Origin of the sequence: Paenibacillus sp. FSL W7-1279, assembly GCF_037969845.1 — a bacterium.
In the GTDB taxonomy this organism is placed as follows: domain Bacteria; phylum Bacillota; class Bacilli; order Paenibacillales; family Paenibacillaceae; genus Paenibacillus_AQ.
This window is the reverse complement of sequence record NZ_CP150215.1, coordinates 866,714-888,983: the sequence shown is the minus strand read 5'-3', so window position 1 is coordinate 888,983 and position 22,270 is coordinate 866,714. Positions and strand designations below refer to the sequence as shown.

The 22,270-nt window shown below is 52.3% G+C and carries 17 protein-coding genes and 1 riboswitch; of the genes, 5 read left to right on the top strand and 12 right to left on the bottom strand.

All coding sequences use genetic code 11. The annotated features are described in order from the left end of the window. Positions 1 to 426 precede the first annotated feature (426 nt). Entirely contained in the window at positions 427 to 1,176 is a 750-nt protein-coding gene (gene map, locus MKY82_RS03790; protein WP_216532624.1) for a type I methionyl aminopeptidase, read from the bottom strand. A gap of 267 nt (positions 1,177 to 1,443) precedes the next feature. After that, on the bottom strand, positions 1,444 to 1,632 hold the full coding sequence (locus MKY82_RS03785) for a hypothetical protein (RefSeq protein WP_006208082.1): 189 nt from the start codon (positions 1,630 to 1,632) through the stop codon (positions 1,444 to 1,446). A 378-nt stretch (positions 1,633 to 2,010) separates the two neighbouring features. Between MKY82_RS03785 and MKY82_RS03780 the strand changes: the two genes are divergently transcribed. The 4 genes from MKY82_RS03780 (at position 2,011) to MKY82_RS03765 (ending at position 5,964) form a co-directional block, all read left to right on the top strand. Next, positions 2,011 to 3,057 (top strand): serine hydrolase, encoded by a 1,047-nt coding sequence (locus MKY82_RS03780; RefSeq protein WP_339295519.1) that lies wholly within the window; start codon positions 2,011 to 2,013, stop codon positions 3,055 to 3,057. 161 nt (positions 3,058 to 3,218) lie between these two features. After that, entirely contained in the window at positions 3,219 to 3,497 is a 279-nt protein-coding gene (locus MKY82_RS03775) for a transposase (RefSeq protein ID WP_194540809.1), read from the top strand. Between the two features lie 66 nt (positions 3,498 to 3,563). Further along, a complete protein-coding gene (locus tag MKY82_RS03770) occupies positions 3,564 to 5,522 on the top strand; it encodes an electron transport protein (RefSeq protein ID WP_339295518.1) in 1,959 nt (652 codons plus the stop codon). 103 nt (positions 5,523 to 5,625) lie between these two features. Then, positions 5,626 to 5,964, top strand: coding sequence for a hypothetical protein (locus MKY82_RS03765; protein WP_071222068.1), 339 nt, complete (start codon positions 5,626 to 5,628; stop codon positions 5,962 to 5,964). 227 nt (positions 5,965 to 6,191) lie between these two features. On the opposite strand, the gene MKY82_RS03760 is transcribed toward MKY82_RS03765, so the two are convergent. From MKY82_RS03760 to MKY82_RS03730, 7 genes are all read right to left on the bottom strand, one after another. Further along, complete coding sequence (locus tag MKY82_RS03760) at positions 6,192 to 7,556, bottom strand: nucleobase:cation symporter-2 family protein (RefSeq protein ID WP_194540807.1); 1,365 nt, start codon at positions 7,554 to 7,556, stop codon at positions 6,192 to 6,194. A gap of 39 nt (positions 7,557 to 7,595) precedes the next feature. Beyond that, complete coding sequence (locus tag MKY82_RS03755; protein ID WP_009593434.1) at positions 7,596 to 8,165, bottom strand: xanthine phosphoribosyltransferase; 570 nt, start codon at positions 8,163 to 8,165, stop codon at positions 7,596 to 7,598. 144 nt (positions 8,166 to 8,309) lie between these two features. Next, a riboswitch (purine riboswitch) is annotated at positions 8,310 to 8,410 on the bottom strand. 162 nt (positions 8,411 to 8,572) lie between these two features. Beyond that, complete coding sequence (locus MKY82_RS03750) at positions 8,573 to 12,433, bottom strand: stalk domain-containing protein (protein WP_339295517.1); 3,861 nt, start codon at positions 12,431 to 12,433, stop codon at positions 8,573 to 8,575. A 140-nt stretch (positions 12,434 to 12,573) separates the two neighbouring features. Beyond that, the gene (locus tag MKY82_RS03745) at positions 12,574 to 13,671 is read right to left on the bottom strand and encodes a metallophosphoesterase (protein ID WP_339295516.1); all 1,098 of its coding nucleotides are present in this window, start codon (positions 13,669 to 13,671) and stop codon (positions 12,574 to 12,576) included. Between the two features lie 85 nt (positions 13,672 to 13,756). Beyond that, positions 13,757 to 14,062, bottom strand: coding sequence for a hypothetical protein (locus MKY82_RS03740; RefSeq protein ID WP_194540804.1), 306 nt, complete (start codon positions 14,060 to 14,062; stop codon positions 13,757 to 13,759). 235 nt (positions 14,063 to 14,297) lie between these two features. Beyond that, positions 14,298 to 15,194, bottom strand: coding sequence for a TrmB family transcriptional regulator (locus tag MKY82_RS03735; protein WP_194540803.1), 897 nt, complete (start codon positions 15,192 to 15,194; stop codon positions 14,298 to 14,300). Between the two features lie 96 nt (positions 15,195 to 15,290). After that, entirely contained in the window at positions 15,291 to 16,112 is an 822-nt protein-coding gene (locus MKY82_RS03730) for a zinc ribbon domain-containing protein (RefSeq protein WP_339295515.1), read from the bottom strand. Between the two features lie 376 nt (positions 16,113 to 16,488). Between MKY82_RS03730 and MKY82_RS03725 the strand changes: the two genes are divergently transcribed. Then, a complete protein-coding gene (locus MKY82_RS03725) occupies positions 16,489 to 16,857 on the top strand; it encodes a hypothetical protein (protein ID WP_194540801.1) in 369 nt (122 codons plus the stop codon). Between the two features lie 204 nt (positions 16,858 to 17,061). On the opposite strand, the gene MKY82_RS03720 is transcribed toward MKY82_RS03725, so the two are convergent. The 3 genes from MKY82_RS03720 to MKY82_RS03710 form a co-directional block, all read right to left on the bottom strand. After that, positions 17,062 to 17,940 carry a M15 family metallopeptidase gene (locus MKY82_RS03720; RefSeq protein ID WP_194540800.1) on the bottom strand — a complete coding sequence of 293 codons (879 nt, stop codon included), beginning with the start codon at positions 17,938 to 17,940 and terminating at the stop codon, positions 17,062 to 17,064. A gap of 189 nt (positions 17,941 to 18,129) precedes the next feature. Beyond that, positions 18,130 to 18,867, bottom strand: a complete 738-nt coding sequence (locus tag MKY82_RS03715; RefSeq protein ID WP_339295514.1) for a hypothetical protein — start codon at positions 18,865 to 18,867, stop codon at positions 18,130 to 18,132. A 70-nt stretch (positions 18,868 to 18,937) separates the two neighbouring features. After that, positions 18,938 to 22,039, bottom strand: a complete 3,102-nt coding sequence (locus MKY82_RS03710) for a DEAD/DEAH box helicase (RefSeq protein WP_339295513.1) — start codon at positions 22,037 to 22,039, stop codon at positions 18,938 to 18,940. Positions 22,040 to 22,270: the final 231 nt, after the last annotated feature.

Genomic DNA, 22,270 nt, shown 5'->3' with positions numbered 1-22,270 from the left:
CCCCACTTTTCCGATTTTCGTAGACTACCATCCGGCGCAAACAGCGGTAATCTACCTGCACAATCACGGATGAAGTAATCCTGTCAATTAAAGCAATCACTTATTAAATATAAGTTCATGGGTTGCTTTTGTCAATCATTCACAGGGAGTTCACAAATTGTTCGAAAAGTCGTCAAAGTCGCGTCATTACTGATTTTGCAATCGCTTTCAAAGCGTATCCACCGTCCCGCGACCCATCATTCGACATTCTTCACACCCTGTCAGCGACAGCCTTCATAGCTATATATACAGTCATTTCCGCCTTTTTGAAACTATATGCAGCCGTCCCCATTTATCTGGCACCCATGATATAAGGAGGTCTCCTTCGAAAAGCCCTGATGCCTCACGAAGAAAGCCTCCTATTATTATGGTATATTTTTCGGCATCTTAATCCGTCAGGATAACAGCTTCTCCACGAGTAATAGCAATCGTATGCTCATACTGGACGCCCACCGATCCGTCCGCACTGGAAATGGTCCAGCCGTCATCCCCCCAGAACACGGCACCCGAGGGGCCCAGGGTGAAAACGGGTTCGATGGTAATGACCATTCCTTCTTTGAGTTTAAGTCCCCTTCCTGGAATGCCATAGTTCGGGACATCGGGCGGCTCGTGGATGGCGCGGCCGATGCCATGACCGACAAGCGATTTGACGATCCCGTAGCCTTCCCTTTCGGCAACCTGCTCAATGGCATAACCTACGTCGCCCAAGGTTGCGCCGTGCCGAGCGGCCTCAATCCCTTTAAACAGCGCTTCATGGGTGTGCTGCATCAGCTGGTTTACTTCCCTTGAAACCCGATCTACCGCATAGGTCCAGCCGGAATCCGCCAGCCACCCGTTCTTATTCACCACCATATCAATGGTCACAACATCCCCGGATTGCAGCGGCCGCTGATCGGGGAATCCATGACACACCACCTCATTGACCGATGCACAAGTGGCGTATGGAAATCCTTTATATCCTTTTTGCTCGGGCAAAGCCCCATTCTTCTCCAAAAATCTCTCGACCCTGGCATCGATCTCGCTCGTTGTGATTCCCGGTTTGATGACTTTCGCTATTTCACGGTGACACGCAGCCAATATACGTCCCGCCTCGCGGATATATCCGATTTCTTCCTTTCGTCTGAGCTGTGTCCTCACATCTGTCCACTCCCTTATATCCTTATCGGATCGATTGCTAACAATATATGTAGGGACAGATGCAAAATTCCCCCAGGAAATAGACTTTCCGAGGAGATGAGTCTGTTCACTTAACGGAGGCTGGCAAACGCAAAAAAACCGCTTTCGGGACATTCGCCCCAAAAACGGTTTAACCATAAACTCTAAATTGGTTCATATCATTAGTCATTAACAAGGTGAAGATGCGATGCGTGTTGGTTATTTCTATAGACCAGGTGCTATTACAGGTTACGAAACGGAGGAATTCAGCTTGCCAAGTTCATGCTCAACAACAAGTGTAAGCTCTTCTTCATAGCCCCCCATAATATGGTACTTCCGGACATACTCCTTTACAAATTTTTTCGGATCTTTAGGCCGGAAAATTCGTGTCATTTCCCGCAGACTTTCCTTAACCTCATTGTGACCTTTCGTTGCCATGATGGATCCCTCCCAAAACGTGTGGAATAAAATTACTCCGTTTAAAGAGAATGCCGAAAAGATCTACCTCATTAAGTTGAAGCCATATTGCAGTTCTTACGGTGACCATTAGGTTGATATTCAGCAACTTACCAATGCACCTGACACTATACATACCCTAACAGCATGCAACTGAATCATTAATATATTATATCATATTCTTCTGTTTGTTTCATCTTTCCCAAAAAATGTTTTTAGCGCTATGTTTTTCATCAGGTCATCCTTTATCCCCATAATTGGTTAAGATACATTCAAACGCAGCTCCCGCGATCTCGAAATCAGCGAATATCACAAATAGATACGCATAACATATTCTAGACTCAAGGAGGTCTACAGTTCATGCCGAACTCACAGTCTATCCTGCATTCCCCTGTCGATTTAGGATCACCTATCCCTGCCGCTGAGCCTCATGAGGCAGGGCTGCACCTCGATTCGCTTGATCAGGTCGACCTGATCATTCAGAAACAATATCCGAAAATGCGCAGCTTTCTCCTGCTGCATGCCGGCAAACTTATCTACGAACGCTATTACAACGGTCATGGCGTTTCCTCGCTGAACGATCTCAGGTCCGCCACCAAGAGCTTTACGTCAGCGTTATGCGGCATCGCCCACTCACGCGGCGAATTACCTGATCTGAATTCCTCTGTCATGGATATTTTGCATCGATATATTCCCGAACGAGCCCATCCGCTATTACACAAGGTTTCCCTTCATCACCTGCTGACGATGACCTCAGGTTTTGCGTGGCAAACCGGTAAAAAGCTAGGGGAGCCGCTCATTCACCGATTCCACCGCAACCGGAAATGGACGAGCTTCGCGCTATCTCTCCCTGTCATGGAACAGGAAATGGGCCTCTTTCAATATCGAAGCACGGATTCCCATCTGCTCTCCGTTGCCATTAGCGAGGCTACGGGAATGGATGCTTACGCCTATGCCAGACAATATTTATTCGAGCCGCTCGGCATTCGCCATGCCGCCTGGTCCCCAAGCCCCGAGGGCCACAGCATGGGTCACGTCGGCCTCTATCTCACCTCCCGCGACATGGCCAAGTTCGGTCTTTGCTGCCTGAACGGGGGACGATGGCAAGGCACCACGCTCATCCCGGAATCATGGCTTAAGCACGCCCTCGCTCCGCAGGTCAAGGGCTATCCCGCCTTTGGGGATTACGGATTTCAGTGGTGGACCGGCATTCAGAACGGGTCTCCCTTCGCGCTTGCACACGGCCATGGAGGGCAGCAAATCTACCTTTTTCCCCAATTGGATACGGTCGTCGTATTTACTGCCGACAGCAAGGTCAGCCGCTGGAAGAACCCACGCTCTCTGCTGGAGCGCTATATTCTTGATGACTTAAAGTCAAAACCTGCTGCATCACCGTCAGGCAGCTGACAGATCGTCCTGTGGCCATCCCTACACTTAGAGCATCCGGTTCTTTCCCAAAACCGTAATCTGACTTACCTTACAAACTTCAGCGGATAGTACCTCCTCTTTCTGGTTACTTTATGCGATATGAATCATTTCTAAAATCAAGCCTGAGAGGAGCATGCGACATGTCCGGAAAAGACAAGGATCTCCACCCTATTTCGCGAGAAGAGGTTGAAGTAGACGGGACATACACAAATGAATGGGGACGGGAGGAATATTTAAAACGCGGAGAAGAATTCCCGTTCGATCCCCAGAAGGGCTCCACGGAGTGGCGGCTGGCGGAGTATGATTTTGAAAACCACCATCAAGGCAGGACAGACGAGCGTCTGGTTCCGAAAGAGAAAGGCCCTGATAAGCAGGTTAATGCCGAATCGCCGCTGCGCCATGATGTGCATGTAGACTAAAGCCCTTGTATATCGGCAGTGAAGAGATGATTCATCAGATCTGCTCATAAAAAAGGGTGATAAGACATGCGAAAATCGAAGCGGCTTCTGCTATGGCTGATCCCGATCACCGTCGTAGGGGCCTTATGGCTTGCTGCTAATATCGTGGAGCCGGAATACGCCTATATACCGCCTGCACATAAATTGGAGAATACTACGCAAATCCAAGCCCAGCAAACGGGCTTCATTCGCCAGTATGATATCTGGGGCAAGACGCTTACGGTTCCCGGTACCGCCCTGAAGGATCAGGACCCCCGCTTAACAGCCGCCCATGGCGCCGTTGAGGTGACAAAAGAACTGCTTGCCCTAGGGCGTCGTACATTGTATGAGGAATCTTTTGGCAATGAGGTGTTTTTAACTGATATTGTGGGGATCATCGGCGGTCCGATGAAGCTGAATAATATTGCAAAAGCCCTCGCCGAGTTAAAAGGACGGGGAACAACCAATTTGCGCGTTGCACTCGATCAGGATGTAACGATCGGCGGCAAGACCTACCGCAAGGGGGATAAGATTGATACCGGCTTTGACGTAGCCAAAGGCGCCTATGCCCCCGTTGGCGTCACATTTAAATATGCCGAAGGCACGGCTCGCATCGGCGTTAGCTGCATGGCCTGCCATGCAACCGTCAACCGTGAAACGGGAATGATCGTCGAGGGCGCGCCCAACTCCGATCTGAACCTCGGTTTCATGCTGGCACTGGCCCCGAATAGCGCGGCTTATTTTACCCATACGGACATTACCAGCCTGGTGGATTATGTAAAGAACGAGCAGCGTACGATTGTAAACTCCAAAGGAAAAACCGAAGCGCTGCCGGATCCCGCCCTGCTGGAAAAAGCCGTTGACGAAAATCTCATCAAATGGATGCCCGGCACGTTCGATACAACCGCGGATCTGGTCAGTGACGTGACCCAAATTCCCGATATGTTTACGAAGGGCGATCATCCATACAGCTGGAGCGGCTTCGCTGCCGCGGGCCCCTTCAAGGGGCTAAGCACCTTCAGCAACAATGTTCATGCCCAGAACACGGATACCTTGAGTCAAACCGAGGTTAGCGAACCGATGTGGGGAATCGACAAAGAGATTTATGTGGGCACCATTCTGCAAAATGCAGCCTATCGCAAGTTTCGCTATGATCCGGGCAGCGGGCTGAAGCCCACCGAATTCTTTAACCGGCTGGATCCCAATCCCGGCACCCCCGGCGTGAATGAGGTTGTTAAGATTCCGAATTTCCCGAAGGTTTCAGCCATCGCACCGAACGGGCTGTACATCAGCTCGCCGGGCTTCAAAGCCGGGGAGCAGGTGAACGCCATGTCCGCCTATCAGAATACGATCCGTCCGCCGGAAACGGATGCCAAGGATATCTCCGATGCCAAGACGATCAACCTCGGAGCGGAAGTATTCAAAAAAGCGCAATGCATCACTTGCCACGCTGGTGACTTCTATACGAATAACCACGTTATGCGCGCGGCTGAAATCGGTACCGAGCCTGCAAGGGCAAAGGCTTTCCAGCGAACGCGGAATGCTTTTGGCGATTCGGAGTTCTACCCGCCCGACACGCCTGTCCCAATCCCTCCGGATGCCAAAATAACCAAAATCCCGCTGGATAATATCGACCCGGAGCAGATCAAGTTGGGCTTCGGCCATACATCGGGCGGCGGTTATAAGGTCAAAGGGTTGATCGGTCTTCGCTGGTCTGCACCGTATTTGCACGACGGCGGCGTAGCAGTCGGGCCAAAGCTGACGCAAACCGGCGTATCGCAGACCCTGATGAAAGGGATTCACCCTGACCCTTACAACAGCCTTAAAGCCCTGATAGACCGTAAGTTGAGACAGCAGGTCGTCGAGGCGAACCGCAAGGATTCAAGACTGAGAGACACCCATGTCACCGGTCAGGGACATGAATTTTGGGTGGACGAAAGCAGCGGGTTCACGCAGGAGCAGCAGGATGCTCTCGTGAAATATCTGCTGCAATTGAAAATGAAATAAGTTAGGGATTTAACCATCATACTTTGTCCCATCGACTCATAAGGTAAGGTATAAATAAAGCTTGCCCTACCCCAGAACCGGTCTAAGACAAGGAGTTGATGAGATGTCCCCTTTCAAATCGTCCACAGGACTTCCCGAGAATCTGGCCGCTACGCTGTGCTATTTTTTTCCCATGGTCGGAGGAATTCTGTTTCTTTCATTAGAAAAGAGAAGCCGCTACGTCATATTCCACGCGCTGCAGTCCTTGCTGGCCTTCGGCATCCTCGCCGTCGCTCACCTGCTGTCGAGCGCGGTGCCCATCATCGGCCTTCTGGCCTCCGCCCTTCTGGCGCTGGTCGGCGTCTTGATGTGGCTGGTGCTTATGGCAAACGCCATTCAGGGAAAATGGTTCAAGCTGCCCTGGATCGGCAATATTGCAGAGAAACAAATGCAGCGCGTCTAACGCTTATTCATCACGTAAAACGACTGCCTCCATTCTATGGAGGCAGTCGTTTTTGGTTGGAACGAACGGGACCAGTATCAAAGGAAAACCGTCTATCGACGTCCTGTCTGCAGAAGCCAAACCGCTAGTTAAGGAAGTTTTTCTTACGATCTAAGGAGGTTAGCCTCTGAGATTGTTACTTTAACTAAAAAACAGCCGGAGGTCCGGCTGCTTACAGTGGGCATTGGTTATGCAGCATGCCCTTCTGCGGTATCACCTTGCTCTGTATGAGTGGGCTTCGTATACTTCAAGCCGTTAAAGATCAGGTTCAGCACAATCGCGGTCAAGCTGCCGGCCACGATGCCGTTATCGGCAAGAATGCGCAGGTTGTCAGGCAGACTTGCGAACAGACCCGGCACGGTTGTTACACCAAGGCCCATGCCGACAGAACACGCAATAATGAACAGGTTCTCGTGACGGTTAAGGTCTACTTGATCTCCTAACATCCGAATACCGGAAGATACAACCATGCCGAACAAGGCTACCATGGCCCCACCGAGAACCGAAGTCGGTACAAGCTGCGTCATGGCGGCAATCTTCGGAACGAATCCGATCAAGACTAGCAAGCCGCCAGCCACCACAATCACATCGCGTGTCTTCACACGGCTCATCTGAATCAGGCCCACGTTTTGAGAGTATGTGGTATAAGGGAACGAATTGAAAATACCGCCTACCACAATCGCAAGACCCTCCGCACGATAACCACGGGACAGATCCTTGGAGGTAATATCGCGATCCACGATTTTGCCAAGCGCCATAAACACGCCCGTCGATTCGGCAACGCTGACAATCGCCACCAGAATCATCGTCATGATCGGAACGATCTTAAACTCCGGCGTGCCAAAATAGAATGGCTGCGGAGCACGGAACCAGCCGGCTTCGCGCAGCGGGGTTAAATCCACTCCACCGTAGAATGCAGCTACCACGGTGCCGAGAATGAGACCCAAAAGAACGGAAATCGAACGCAAAAAGCCTTTGGCAAAACGATTCATGATAATAATGAAGGCTAGAACGCCGAAGCCAAGGGAAATGTTAAGCGCGCTGCCAAACTCATCCCCTGCACTTTGCCCACCACCAAGGTCAGTTAAAGCTACGGGGATCAGCGTCAAACCGATAATCGTAACAACGCTCCCTGTAACGACAGGCGGGAATACCTTAATCAGCTTGCCGAATAAACCGGAGAACAGAATGACAAATAAACCGGAAGCGATTATCGCTCCATAAATAGCCGACATCCCGTGCTGCTGTCCGATAATGATCATCGGACCTACGGCCTGGAACGCGCAGCCAAGCATGACCGGAAGACCGATGCCGAAGTATTTGTTGCCGAATACCTGCAGCAAAGTAGCGACCCCGCACGCCAGCAGGTCGATGGCGATGAGATACGTCAGCTGCTCCGTCGTTAAGCCGAGCTGCCCGCCAACGATAAGCGGTACGATGATTGCCCCTGCGTACATTGCCAATACATGCTGCAAACCCAGCGAAAAGGTTTTGCCCGGACTCCGATTTTTATCGAAAATCGGTTCTTGCACCGCTTGTTTCTGTTGTTCCATGGCTTCTTGATTCCCCCCAATAAATTGTTAGCTTTCGTTCTATGCGAATGTCACTACGCCATCTTCAAGTGATGCAATCCGTACGAGCGATTCTACCCGATAACCCGCTTCGGCCAGCAAACGTCCTCCTGGTTGAAACGCCTTTTCAATAACGATCCCGATGCCTACCACCTCTGCACCCGCCTGCTCTACGATTCGGGCAAGCCCGAATGCCGCCTCGCCGTTGGCAAGGAAGTCATCCACGATCAGCACTTTATCGCCGGGCTTGATGAATTTCTTCGCGACCGTAATTTCGTTCGTCTCCTGCTTGGTGAAGGAGTACACCTTCTCCACAAATATATCCTCACGGAGGGTCAGCGACTTCTGCTTCCGTGCAAAGATGAGAGGCACTTCCATCTCAAGGGCGGTCATAATGCCGGGCGCGATGCCGGAGGATTCAATGGTCAATACACGAGTCACGTTCGCTTCCTTAAACAATCGTGTAAATTCCTTACCTACCTCTTTCATCAATACCGGATCCATCTGGTGGTTCAGGAACGAATCCACCTTCAGTACCTGTCCGCTTAATACAATGCCTTCCTCTTTCACCTTGTTCTGCAGTAATTGCATGATGCTCCCCCTTAAATTTGTTTACATTCCAAGCAAAAAAGCCCACTTCCTCCTCTCACCGAATCGCCGGGAAAGAAACAAATGGGCATAAACAGCAAAAACGCACCTTGAGCCATAGAAGTCAAATGGAATTGACCTGGCTTGTCCGCTGCTGCTATAACCCGTAGTCCAATCATTTCCGGTGATCGGGTAGAGACATGCAGGCCAATTCCTGCACCTATACGAGAAAATGTATGATTCGTGTACCATAGAATGCTTACGTGTAAATGTAATATTTCCGAATGAATGAAGTATAACGCATTCCCTATGAAAAAATAAAGTGAAAATTTACGGAAATAATAAACTACCGGTCAATTAAACGAAAAAAAGCCGCCCCATAAGTTTCATGGGACAGCCTTCCTAGAGCATTAACTTGTAGGTATAACTTCAATTATCCATTCCAGAGGATCACCAATGGACTGGGGTACATCGCCGCTTACATCAACGAGCTGGATTCGAAGCGTATATGTTCCAACATGAGCCTGCTGCCAGCGGAACAGGATATCACTCCCATTCCCTTCCAAATCCATATCCCCAGCCGTTAAACCTGCATTCACCCGGTATACCCCTTCACTATCGGGAGCGACGATCTCATACCCGGGCTCCGTCAAGGTGGTTACGGATTCATGCGGATTCATCCGGAATCCGAGTACGCCCAGATTTACCGGCTGACCATTGTCATCGAGTATCGTCAATTCATAACCAATCTTGGTGTCCTCGCTCAGTCCGTACGCTTTGGAATAAAAGCCCCAATACATATCAATGGCTGCCGGAAACGGGCCTTCGCCAATGAATTCGAATTGCGAGAAAGGGCTGACCTGGATGGAACGGACGCTTTCTCCAAGCACCGTCAATTGGCCTTCTTTGACCTCAAGCAGTTCGATCTTCTCCGTATAACTTCCGGAATCCAGCAGTTCGGCATAGAACTCCAGCGGAGTATCCGGTGAAGCGACCTCGCTTAACTTAAAGCCGGTACCTTCAACTGACTGCAGCATAAAGCTTCCCTCTGCATTGGATTCCACCGTCTGCTCGCCATGACGGACAGGGAGTCCAACAACCGGACTTCCATCCCTTGTCAGCGTCACCCTGACTTGAACTTCCAGGTCATCGGCAAAGCCTTTCGTTTCAAAATGAATGGATCCAAAATAATTGTCTGGACGTGCCGATAGTTCACCGCTCATATCATCGCTATATATGACCTTTACAGATCGATCAGGTAACGGCGGCTCCGGCTTGGGAGGTTCCGTCACCGGAGGCTCAGTCACCGGAGGCTCAGTCACTGGGGGCCCAGTCACAGGCGGACTGGCTACAGGCGGCGATATGCTGCCTCCTGATCCCGTGCCACCGCCCGGACTAACCGGCGTCGGCTGCCGAGCGCCTTTCTCCTGCTCTGCCTCTTTCTTGCCCTGGAGAAACCGTTCCTTCTCCTCTGCGCTTAAGGATTGAAGAAGCTGCTCTTCGGCCTTCTTTTTCATTTCTTCCTGTGCTTTCCTGTTAGCTTCATCCTGCTGTTTCTTCTGCTGCTCGAGCTTAGCCAGCATATCGCCGAGATGCTGCTGCAGCTGCTCCATCCGATCCTGCTGCTGCTCGAGCTTCTTTCTTTCCTCGTCCTGTTGGCGCTTCAGTGCTTCCAAGCGCACCTGCTCCAGTGCAGGGTCGAGTCCAGCTGTTTTATCCAAGTCTTTCACTTGGCCAAGATCAAGTTTCTTGCCCGAATCCGTGTTTGCTTCTTTAATCAGTTTATCCAGTTCCTCTTTGCTTACTTTTTTCTTGTCCAGAGTTTCTTTCACGATGTTTCCGATGAGGTTATCCAAATTATCTGCGACTTTTGACAAATCATCCGGAGATTTAACACTCAAGTCCTGGGCGACGTTTCCGCTTTGTCCTGACTGTAACTCTTGCCGCATCTTCTTGAGGAGCTCCTCGTTCTCCCGGTCGATGTCGTTCTTATTCTTAATTAGCTGCGCAATGACTTCCGGCGAGGCATTCCCTATCAAATCCTCAATATCGATAAATTGTACAGGGAGCCGTCCCTCTTGCGAACCGCCTATCGAAATTTGCTGCGTTGGACTAATGGTTATTGGGCCTGATGGCTGCATGGAGCCGTCTTTGCCTGTCGGCGTCACTGTACTCGTGACTTTCCCGCTAGCCGTTGCTACGGTTGTCGCTCCCGTTAATGGATTAACCGTGATTATAAAATGCGTGCCTCGCACGCTATTCGTCATATAACCGGAACGTACTTCGAAACGATCCGTCGACCGGGTCAAGTCGGTGACATCATAATAAGCTTGCCCGGCCTCCAAATTCAGTCGAGTCACGTTGGAGATGCCAACCTTGCGAAGCTGCTCGGCAGCCAATCTCGTGTCATTGCCTAATGTGATGACATCGCCGGTATCCACAAGCCGCAGCCTCGCGCCTCCTATGCCAGAGCCGGTAACAATTTCATCGCCTTCACCCAGGATCATTCCCTTGTAGGCATCTACCTGCGCATACCCGCCGTAACGGATCTTGGCCGAACCGGTGATTTCCACGATCTGCATGCGTCGGGGCGTAACGTTCGAAGTGCTGAAGCTAACGTCCCCCTGCTTTATTTCTCGTTCAGCCAAATCCCGGATGATAACCAGCTTGTCACCGGCGTTCCACTGCACATCTTTCCCCAGCAGTTCTGCCACCGTTCGAAGCGGAGCCATCATCTGGTCATTCGCAATATACGGCTTAATTCCAGCCTCTGCCCTGGTAACCTCTTCTCCTGCCTGTTTCCGGGTCATATATTGACCTCCGGCTTGCAGCGTGATCACATCTTCGCCTCGAGCCAATGTTAATTCCTTATTCTTGGCATGATAGCTCATACGATACCCGAGAAGCTTGCCTATCGTTTTGACGGGCACCATCATCTGCCCCTGTTGTATAACAGACAAGTCACCCAGTTCGGTTACCTGATCTCCGTAAGCAGCCGTGATCCCTTTTCCTGCTTGCCATGCTTCGGGAGCTTTGTATCCGGACCATACCCGGACAGCCCCGTTGCGTTGATCCGCAATAAATAGTGCCCCGTCGCCCGCAGCCACCGAAATATCGGCTGGTGAATGGAACCGGGTTTCACTTTCAATTCCATCCACGTAGCCTCCGATCCCGCCTGTCAGGGTGGTTACTTGCTCCCCTTTCAATTGACGGACCGCATGATTACGGGAATCTGCAATGAGAAGCCCATCGTCCGCACTCCATGTCAATCCCCGGGGCGAGTTGAAGCGTGCTCCATTCGAGTCTCCATCCTGATAACCCGGATTGCCGTATAAAGCGTCCTTATCGTAGTATCCGGATGATGGCCCGCTGCCTGCAGCCGTTGATACGGTCCCCTTCCCAAAATCGATGTAGCGAATCACGTGATTGCCCGAGTCGCTGACATACAAATTGTCTTTACCATCAAGCGCTAGCCCTGCCGGCTCATTAAATCGAGCTTCCGTAAGAGAACCGTTCTTATAGTCTCCCGCCAACGCGACGACACCAGCCCGGATCTGCACAGCACGCGTGGACGGGGTCCCAATCGTCATCACTTCCCCGTCTGGCGAAATCCGCCGGATGACGTGGTTTAAGGTATCCGCCACATACAGAATGCCGTCCTTGGTAACGGCGATATCCTGCGGCTCATGGAACAGGGCATCTTTAGACTTGCCGTCTTTAAGACCCATAAGTCCGCTGCCCGCTATGGTAGTTACTTCGCCATTTTGGTCGATTTTACGAATCGCATGGTTGCCTGAATCGGCTATGTACAATTGTCCGTTTCCATCCACCGCAATCCCGGACGGCCGGTTAAAAAAAGCACGCTCTCCCTGTCCGTCCAGCAGACCGCCGATCGGGAGTCCTCCGCCGTCCCGCTTGTAGGATAAGGATGCCCCTGCAAGAATGGTGCTCTGCCCGTCCTTTATCCTGCGAATGACATGATTCTCCGTATCGGATACAACAACGGAGCCATCCGGCAGCCAAGCTACGCTCCCTGGTTGCCGCAGTCCTTCTGCAGCCAGTGACGAAGATAGGCCAGCGACATGATCGGGCCCTCCTGCAACCGTAACCGATTGACCTAAAGGCATCCCGTTGCTGTTCTTAAGCCCCTCCTTAACCACGATGGGTGCCGCGGATACCGTCTCAATTGCCCCGGTTCCCGCTAATCCGCTTCCAACTAGGGCAGCGGCTATTGCCAATATTCCAAGCTTCCTGCACGGAATCGATCGCAACCCGTTTACCTCCCTACACTCAATGTGTATATCTAGCAAAGATCATACAATAATCCGGTCCTTTCTGGATACAGTATTTTCCCAAAATATCTGACATGAAAAAAAGCCACCTCACAGGTGGCTTCATCCCTCAATATCATCTATTGAAATGTAACATGGATCTGTACAATTTCGGAGCGGGAACCCAGACGAATCGGAGGCCCCCAGAAACCGTAACCCGAGGACGCGATGGAATGCATCCGACCTTTTTGCAGATACCCCCAATCATTCTCGAACATCGCCTGCGTAATCAGATGCGCCGGGAATACCTGCCCGCGGTGCGTGTGTCCGGAAACGATAAGGTCTACGCCCTGCTGCTGTGCTTCCTCCAGCGCATTCGGCTGATGATCGAGCACAAAGATCGGCTTGGATAGATCGGCCCCATCCATGATCGTGGACAACTCGGCCCGCTCCTGATCCTGTTTATCCCGTCTGCCAACCAGCGTCAGACCCTCGACCGTCAATTTCTCATCATACAGCACGGTCATGCCGCTATGCTCAAGAGCCGCGATCAGTTCCGGCATTTCGCCTTCGAACCGGTCATGATTGCCAAGCGAGGCATACACGCCATACGTTGCCTGGATACCGGTCAGGATCTGATCGATCCCCTGGCTTAAATAGGCATCCAGATCGTCATCGATGATATCGCCAGGGAACAATACCAGATCCGGCTTTAAGTCATTAATCTCCTTCACCATACGCGCAGCGTGGGCTTTACCTGACAGGACGCCGAAGTGCATATCGGACGCCATGACAATATTCAGCTCCTCAATTGTGCCGGCGTCCTTGTCCACGTGAATATCATATGCGCGAACCGTTGGACTATAGGCATTAAAAGAACCGAAGCCGATCACAACGACCAATAGCACCAACACGATAAATCCCGCCGCCTTCTTCAGGCCCTCTCTTCGCAATGCCGTCAATCTTAGCAGCCACAGCATGATGTGCATCAACGGGAGCAGGATGATCAGGACATAGAAAATAGCCATCCAATACGATCCTATCACGCTCAGCACCGTGAGGTTGCCGAAGAACCGTCCTGAAATAAACGATGTCGAAACAACGGTCAGCACCATTATGTATATCCATTTGAGCACAATGGACGGACCTGGCTTCATCCAGCTCCATACGCTTCGGCCAATATAATAAACCAGCAAGCCGTAAATCAATAATGCTGCGATTCCTGCAAAAATAAACATCTCCATCCCCTTCCGTACATCCATTATAACAAGCGGGTTTTGCAAATCCCAGCGGATGTCAGCGGAAGGCAGATGGGTTTATTCGTTACAAGCCCGTGCGCTGTTTAGGCAGCAGCTCATTCAGCAGCGATTTCAGATTGCGGTCTTCCGTATATTTTTCCTGACCCATATCGAGTTCGTTCACACGTATATAAGTATAACTTTCCGCGGGATTTTCCGGTTTAAATAGAAGTTCATCCTGCGGGTCAGGTACCACCTTATACTCCATTTCATGAAACATATCGAGCAGCTGCTGACCTGTAGGATTCTCTCCTTTATCAACAAAAATCAATCCTCGGAGCTTCTTGGGTCCTTCCTTATGTCCCACTGTAAAATGAACGATGCATTCCATGCTCATTCATCCCCCTTCTCTTGGTTGTCATGATTGCGATTAAAGACCACCGCATTTATCCTCTTGCCAGCTGCAACTTTCATTCCCGCCTGCCTGCGGATCTTAAGCAAATAAACGCCAAGATAAATCCCGGCGTTCCTTATCTTTATGTTTATTACATTGTACGATGAACCATGATGCCTAACTGTGATAAAAGTCACTTCTGGAAGGGCCTCTTCATGTGCCAGTCGGAACCCTAGGCCGTATTACGATTGCTATCCCCGTCCATTGGGTCAGAATCAGCTTCATACTCCGCGCCCGATTTCGATTCCGCAGTCTGGTCATCCTGTGCTTCAGCGTCGGCTTCCGCATTAAGATACTGGCTCTGAATCAGACCAAAGTGCTCTCCATAACGGGCTTCCAACTGCTCACCCATATCCTGTTCAAGCTGGAACAATACCATCTCTTGAGTAAAATGGTGCAGCAGCAGCTCCGCCATTACCGGATGCTCCGTGATAACCGCCCCTGTATCATATTCCCCGCCGCGCATCCCTAGTATGCACCACTGCCGATCCACAACAAAGGAGAATTTCCGGCCGCCTCCCCGGCGCTCCGCAAGTCCGTTCCACCCAGACCATGCCAGCGTTCTTGAGAGACCCTGGTCCGGGCCGTCACAAGCCCACAGCACCTTAACACCCCTAGCCTCCGCCTCAGCCAGCGGTTCACGCAGAAGCGAAGCTTCTTCACGCCAGACGTCAACCACGATCTCCTGTTTCGCTCGCTTCAATTCCCGGACGAGCACATCAAGCACCGCCTGATCTCCCTCCATACTGAGGAAAGGAGCGGCCGTGCCGCTTCCTCGCGGCAAGCTCTTCTCAACAAAAGCGAGTGATGCCTCCACACGGCCGGATATCATCCGCGTCAATTCCTCCGGTTTCAGCGAACGGTAACGGACGGGTTCCCCGTCCATTCGCTCAAGTGCCCCTTGCCGCTCCAAACGCTGCATGGCTGCATAGACATTAGAACGCGAAGCTCCAAGTCGTTTTGCCACTTCATAACCACCCGCCGGCCCATACTCGGCAAGGTCTACCATAATTTTCGATTCAATCTCCGTAAATCCCAAATTCCGCAAATGATGCAGCAATTGTTCCATAATATTAGTCCTCCCAAGATGCTCGAACGCTTGCTCTATCATTCACACTGTCTTATTAACCTCGCGCAAGGGCATGATCGTCCGAATCCCTATATCTTAAATCTGTTCAGCTCCACAGCGCGGACACCATTTCGAGCCTTTTGGCAGGTCGACACTGCAAATCTGGCACTTCACCATATCGCGCGTCGCCTCATCATCACCAACATAGTCCTGACTTTGGTTATTCTCCTGCCAGAAACGAATGCGGCGGTCCAGTTCCAGCTGCCGCTCCCGCTCCCGCTCAAGTTCTTCCCAGTGACGGCGCTCCTTCTCCTGCTCTTCCTGCTCGATACGCAGCTGTTCCGGATCAACCTCAGGTTCGGAGAGATCCATTTCCTCGTGCTGCCGTTCCGGCTCCGGCTCGTACATGTCCGGCTCGTATGGATCCGGATTCGAACGGTAGTCGTAGGCAGACAATTCATCCTGTTCCTGTTGTTCTTCAGCCGCTGCAAATTCATGTTTATCAAACACGATCTTACGTTCAGACTCCCTTGGTCCGTCCGATGCTGACTTTTCAGGGTGTATCAAATTAGCAAGCTTGTTTCCGCAGTACGGGCAGAAATTCGCATCCAGCGCGACCACCCGTCCGCATTCACAGACCCGTTCATTCTTGAGGACCGCAATGCGGTTCCGAATCGCTTCGATTTGCTCCTGCAATCCATCGCAGGTTTGCGCAAGCTCAACCATTTCTTTTTCTGCCATCGTCATGTCCTGCAGACGGTAGCCCTCATAGAACACTTTACCCATCTGTAAGTAATATGAGTTCTTCTGCTGTTCGATTTCGGAAATTTGGCTGTTGAGTTTATTCACTTCCACCACGTGCTGCGCCTTTTCCGTTGCGCGGTTGGCTCCATCCTTAAGCTTTTGTAAAATATTCATTTATGAATCCTCCTCTTTCTCATATCCCGATTGACCGGCAGTCCGCCGGCACATTGTCATATCACTTCATTAAGGTTATTAACGATTTTTAACTAGCCATAAACCGGCCATCCCATATTTTTACCGATCGCTTACTACTCGATGTGATGATCCATGCTCCTCATCGTCCAGTATACTGCCGCCATGGTGATTCTATCATACCAAATTCCTTGCCCCATGTGAAAAAGGAAGCCCCTTCCAACTTCACGGCTGATTCATCCCGGCCCCGAACGTGTATATGATTAGAAAACTGGACAGTACAATGCCGGATACTGTCGGCCGCAGCAGCATCCTATTCCGTGCAGCCCTTAGCTGCCGAAGACTGGAGGGATTTAATATGACAAACGATAAAAAGACGTATTATGTTTCAGTCAATCACAACCTGATCCAGGATGTGCCGAACGATTCGAACGAATATGTCGTATATATGGATGATGAAGAGGTCTCAAAGCTGAGGGGGCTGCTCTATGAAGTCAGCAGCAGCGATCGGTATGCGTTTAAACGCACATTCGTCCCTTACAAGTCGGCAGATCATGACGATGCTGCCGAGCAATACGATGAACGAACGATCAACCTCTACCACTTTCTCCATGAACATGGGGATGAACGCACCCGCAAAACCATTGAGGACATGAACATCATGGGCAAGCTGACCGACACCGGCTACGATGATCCCGGTTATGAGGACTCGCCATTAAATAAGTAAAGACTATCAGAATGGTAAGCCTCTGAAGTGTATGCTTTCTTATCTCTTAAAATACGAATGAATCCCGGAGCCAAGCCGCCCCGGGATTCATTCGTATAACAAGAACTTCGCCCGGTCTTGCGCAGGTCCTGTTCTACTTTATAGATTCGCAAGCCGGGGTACAAGGATAAAAAGTCCCGTTTATCCTACGACTATTAGCACAGCTTACAGTTTAATGTTTGCCTCATCGAAGTATTCCTCCAGCGTCAAGCCGCTGTCGGCAATATCCGGCGCCAGATCCTTGCCTACATAACGGATATGCCACGGCTCGTATACATAGCCGGTAATATCCTCGGCCCCTTCCGGATAACGAATGATAAAGCCGAATTCCGGCGCGCGTTGCGCCAGCCACTGCCCTTCCTCCGTATGCCCGAACGCTTCCTCCAGCGCATTGCCTGCGCTAGGGCTGGACACGTCTATTGTAAGGCCTGTCTGATGCTCGCTCGTACCCGGCACCGCGCTTACACGATTAGCCTCGGCTTCCCCTTTGGTACGAACATTGTTCTCGTATATCGTTTTTTGACGGGCATAAGAACGGTATCCCGATACGGCCCGGAGCTCGATGCCGTCTGCTTGGGCCGCAGCGAACAATTCCTCGAGCGCATCCGCCGCTTCTTTTCTCAGATGCCGTTTTTCGTGCGGCTCATCAAAAGAAAATGGAACATCCGGCTCCACGAGGTCACTTGGTTCATAACCATCCGGCAAGCTGCGCTGCTTATTCACAACCACCGTCATCGCCTCTGCGTTGGTTACAACCTGCTTGCCGCCGCTTTCCTGGATCGTGGCCTGAAGCGCATTCTCGCTCCGCTTCGCCATGACCGGATCCGCCGGCTGATTCTCAGCCCCTGTCTCTTCATTGCCCGCGCCGCCCTCAGGAAGTGTGTTTCCTTCCTGGCCCTCAGCCGGCGACTGCAGTTCCTGACCCTGTTCCTTGCCGGAACCGGCATCATCCGATTGACAGCCTGCCAGAATGGCTCCTGCTAACAGCAAGGATGACAGCATTGCGCTTGTAAATCGTGTTCGTTTTCCCGAAAATGCATTCATCTATGGCTTCTTCCTTTCCCACGGTTTGTCCTGCATCCATTGTACATTAATCAGAATGAGCAGAACAAACGAGCGGCTGTCGAAACATCCCGGATAATCTCCGTTTACGTCAAATATCCGGCAGATTGCCCCGATTTATGGCGCCGTATCTATCAAATTCATTACAATGCTGTGATGGATTGGTAACCCTTACGGCGACTTTAAGCTGCGGCGCTTCTGCTCGGCTTGCTTGGCCGCGCCGCGGGCAATCACGCTGAGCGCTTTGGACGCGCCGCGAACGCCTGGCAGTAAGCTTGTCCAGTCGCCGACTGGGCCCAGCTGATCTGCCGGAGGCGGCGGTGACAGCTGCACCGCCAGCTCACTAAGCTGCGGGCCGGGCCGGTGCAATCGGCCCTCGGCCGCCGCTTCGGCCACCCATTCGCCCGGAGAAGGGCCGGAAGGCACCTTCTCCTTCGCGCGGGCGGCCTGCTCTGCGGCAGAGCCGCCTACCTGCGGCGGAGCTGCTTTGGCCCAGGCGCCAAAGACGCCGGCCAGCAGCGCTTCCCGCGGCAGCCCCAGCAGCGTCAGCTGCTGGAGCGGCTCAGCCGCAAGCCGCAGGGCTGCGGCAGCCAGCACGGCTGCGGCGTGTCCGCAGGCCGCTTGGCCGCAGGTGCAGCGGGCAGAGGCGGCCGGCTCTTCGCCCTGCAGGGGGGACGGCGCCAGCTCGGCCAGCCAAGGGGCGTCCTGCCCTGCAAGCAGGCGGTACAGCGCCTGCGGGTCTTCCTCCAGATAAGCCAGCACGGCCTCGCGGGCAGCAGGGCTCAGCGTCTTTACCTGAACGCTGACCTCATAGCTCCCCGATGATTCGGGCGCTCCATCCACTTTCCCTTTTAACCATCCGGGTTCGATCACCAGCCCGGTCCGTTCGGCCGATTCCGCAGATTCCATAACCCACACCTCCTTGGCGTCCATTTTTGTATGCCTTTTTACGCTGCTTCACACGCCGTATGCAATCCGGTTACATCCAATCCTGCTCTTGCAGCTCGATCAACTGGCGAAGCTCACCGTCCGACATTTCCGTCAGCCATGTTTCGCCCGACCCGACCACCTGCTCGGACAACGCCTTCTTCTGTTCAATCAGCTCGTCAATCCGTTCCTCCAGCGTTCCCTGAGAAATCAGCTTGTGCACCTGAACGTTGCGATGCTGGCCGATCCGGAACACACGGTCCGTCGCCTGATTCTCAACCGCCGGGTTCCACCAACGATCATAGTGGAGCACATGGTTCGCACGGGTCAAATTCAGACCTACGCCCCCGGCTTTTAACGACAGAACAAAAAACTCGGTCCCCTCGCCTGCCTGGAACGCCCGTACCATCTCATCCCGCTCCCGTTTGGGCACCCCGCCATGAAGGAAATACGGCTCCTTCCCGTATTTACGCCCAAGCATGCTTACCAGCAATTCACCCATGCCTACATACTGGGTAAAAATCAGCGCGGATTCTCCAACATCCGCGATGCTGTCGAGAATTTCAAGCATGCGCTCCATTTTGCCCGAGGACTCCGCACGCACCGCACGTCCTTCGTCGCGTCGAAGCAGCTGCGGATGATCGCATATCTGCTTCAGCTTGGTGAGGGATGAAAGCACAAGTCCCTTGCGCGCCATGCCCGTCCGGCTTTCGATCTGTCCCATCATCTCATCGACAACCGCTTGGTACATCGCACCTTGAACCTCGGTCAGCGGGCAATACGATTTCAATTCCAGTTTCTCCGGCAGATCCTTGCGGATATCCGGATCGCTCTTGAGTCTGCGCAGCATGAATGGAGATACGAGCTTATGAAGCTCGCGGAATCTCTCCTGCTGTCCCTCTCCCGGCGCATATCGCTGACGGAAGGCGTTAAAGGAGCCGAGATATCCCGGATTAAGAAAATGAAAGATCGACCAAAGCTCCGCCAAACGGTTCTCCACCGGTGTTCCGGTCATGGCAATGCGGTGAGGCGCGGATAATTTCATGACGCTCTGCGCCTGCTTCGTCCGGTAATTCTTAATATATTGTGCTTCGTCAAGCACCACACTTGACCACTGGATAGCGGATAAATCACCGCCGTCTCTTCCCGCCAAATGATACGTGGTCAGCACGATATCATGATTGGCTGCTTCCTGCAGGAAGTCTTCTCCACGCAGACGTCGAACGCCATGGTGCACATGCAAGGTCAGATCCGGTGCAAATCGCTGGATTTCCCGCTGCCAGTTACCCAGAAGCGAAGTCGGGCAAATAATCAGCACCGGACCGCCAGCCGATTCCGTATTGAGACGCTCTAATAGACAGGTTATAACCTGTACCGTTTTTCCAAGTCCCATATCGTCGGCAAGGCAAACACCAAATCCCAAATCGCGCATTACGCTAAGCCACTGGTACCCCCGTTCCTGATACGGCCTCAGTTCGCCGTGAAGCGAGGAAGGAATCGGGCGAGACGGCAGCTTCCGGGCCGTTTCGCCATCCAGTAAGGAGGATAGCAGACCGGTTGTCTCCACTTCCTCGATAAAAAGACCTTTCCACATGCGCTCTCCATCCATATCCGCGCTAAGATGCATCCATTCCGCAAGCTCCATCTCGCCCTTCTCATGGCGCTTCATGAACCGCAGCACTTGGTTGATCTCCTTCAGATCCACCTCAACCCATTCCCCGCGGAACTGGACATAGGGCAGATTCTGTTCGGCCAGAAACTTCAATTCTTCGCGCGTCAGGGATTGGCCTCCCATCGCTGCGGAGATTTGAAAGCTGACCAGATGCTCCATGCCGAGCACCGGCAGAGGATGCGCTTCGCCGGATGGTCTTGCATCCGGCATCATTTTGAGGGATAAGCCGACGCGGCGGCGCCCTTCCCTGCTCCATCGTGAAGGCATTTGAACCGTGACTCCGCTTGCCGTTAATTTTGGAACCGATTCCTTCATAAATGTGGACAAGCGGTCAAGCGACAGCGACACGCTCTCGGGAGCACGTCCGTACAAGCCAGCGGCCAGCTCCGGTGCCAGCTCTGCCGCTTCTCCCAGCTTCATCAACAGCTGCAGCTGAACCCTAGAATACATCCGTCCGCGGATCAGCTGATCGGATTCCGGATTTCCCCAGATGCTGCGGACGGGCATCGATAAGCCTTCATCCTCCTGACTGCGTGCCCAGAAGGACACCTTCCAGTCCTTCCGGCTCTCATCCAGGGGCGGCTCAAGCCGCAGCCCAAGTCCAATGGTCCCATTCTCGGGAGGCTGATCCTCCCCGCTGTCATAAGGAAACGCCGTCCCTCCAACACGTTCAACGGCTTCCTCCAGCTCGCTCACTTCCTCAGCCGTCCCTTGAATGGGAATGTCCCGACTGACGGTCAACAGGCTGTTCCACCACAGCTCGGCCAGCGGAGATTGTCCCCGCCGGTAGTTCGCCAGATAGGTCCGCAGCTTATCCTCCGATTCGCGGACAGCCGCCCGGACTTGGCTGTCGATCACGCCGCACAGAAAAGAATACAGCACAATAGCCCCTGCTTCCTCACGAGTAGAAGGATCGAATCCGGCAAGAGCTGCCGGCGTCCCAATCGCAATGGGCGGGATATTCGCTGCCAGCTGCAGAAAGCGCGCGCCATCCTCGGCAGACAGCTGCGGCTTCCATACCGCCTTTATATTTTGCATCGTTGTCCGACGCCTGCCTACGGAAGGAACCTCGGCCGTCCCTGGTGCAAACTTCCCTTGCAGGAGCAGCTCCAATGCGAATCTGCTCGCTTGTACCCAATATTCCATTTCTTCACCAACGCTTAGTCCCTGAGTCTGGTAATACTCAGGATCCAGCGAGATCAGCAATTGAAATGCGTCTCCCGGTGTCAGAGCAAGCCCTTCCATCGTCCGTCCGCCAAGTGTCTTCCGTTCCGGACGCCGTGCGCTTTTCGATCCGAGAACTTTGGCCGGATATCGGAGCTCGGCAAGCCGGAGGGAAGCGTTAGCGAAGGGACGGATTCCATCCGGTCTGCGAAAGGTACGGACCACGCGGCTCCAAGCATCCACTCTCGGTTCCGAAACCTCACCGGAAAAACAAAAGAATACATCACCTAACCATACGCCATAGAGCGGTTGATTCATCGTTGTCTCCCGTCTTTTCCTGCTTTATAGATATTATTACTATCTTATACGATAGTCTCAACATTTCAAAACGATGCGAAATCGTTCTCACGCCAAAATAACGTCAACCTTTATCATACCATGTATTTACTATTTCGTAGCGATCTATGTATTGCAGATTTCTCCTATATAGGTTAATAAAATATCCGTAATCTTATGCAATCTCCGGTTACCGCCAGCAGGAAAACCCCA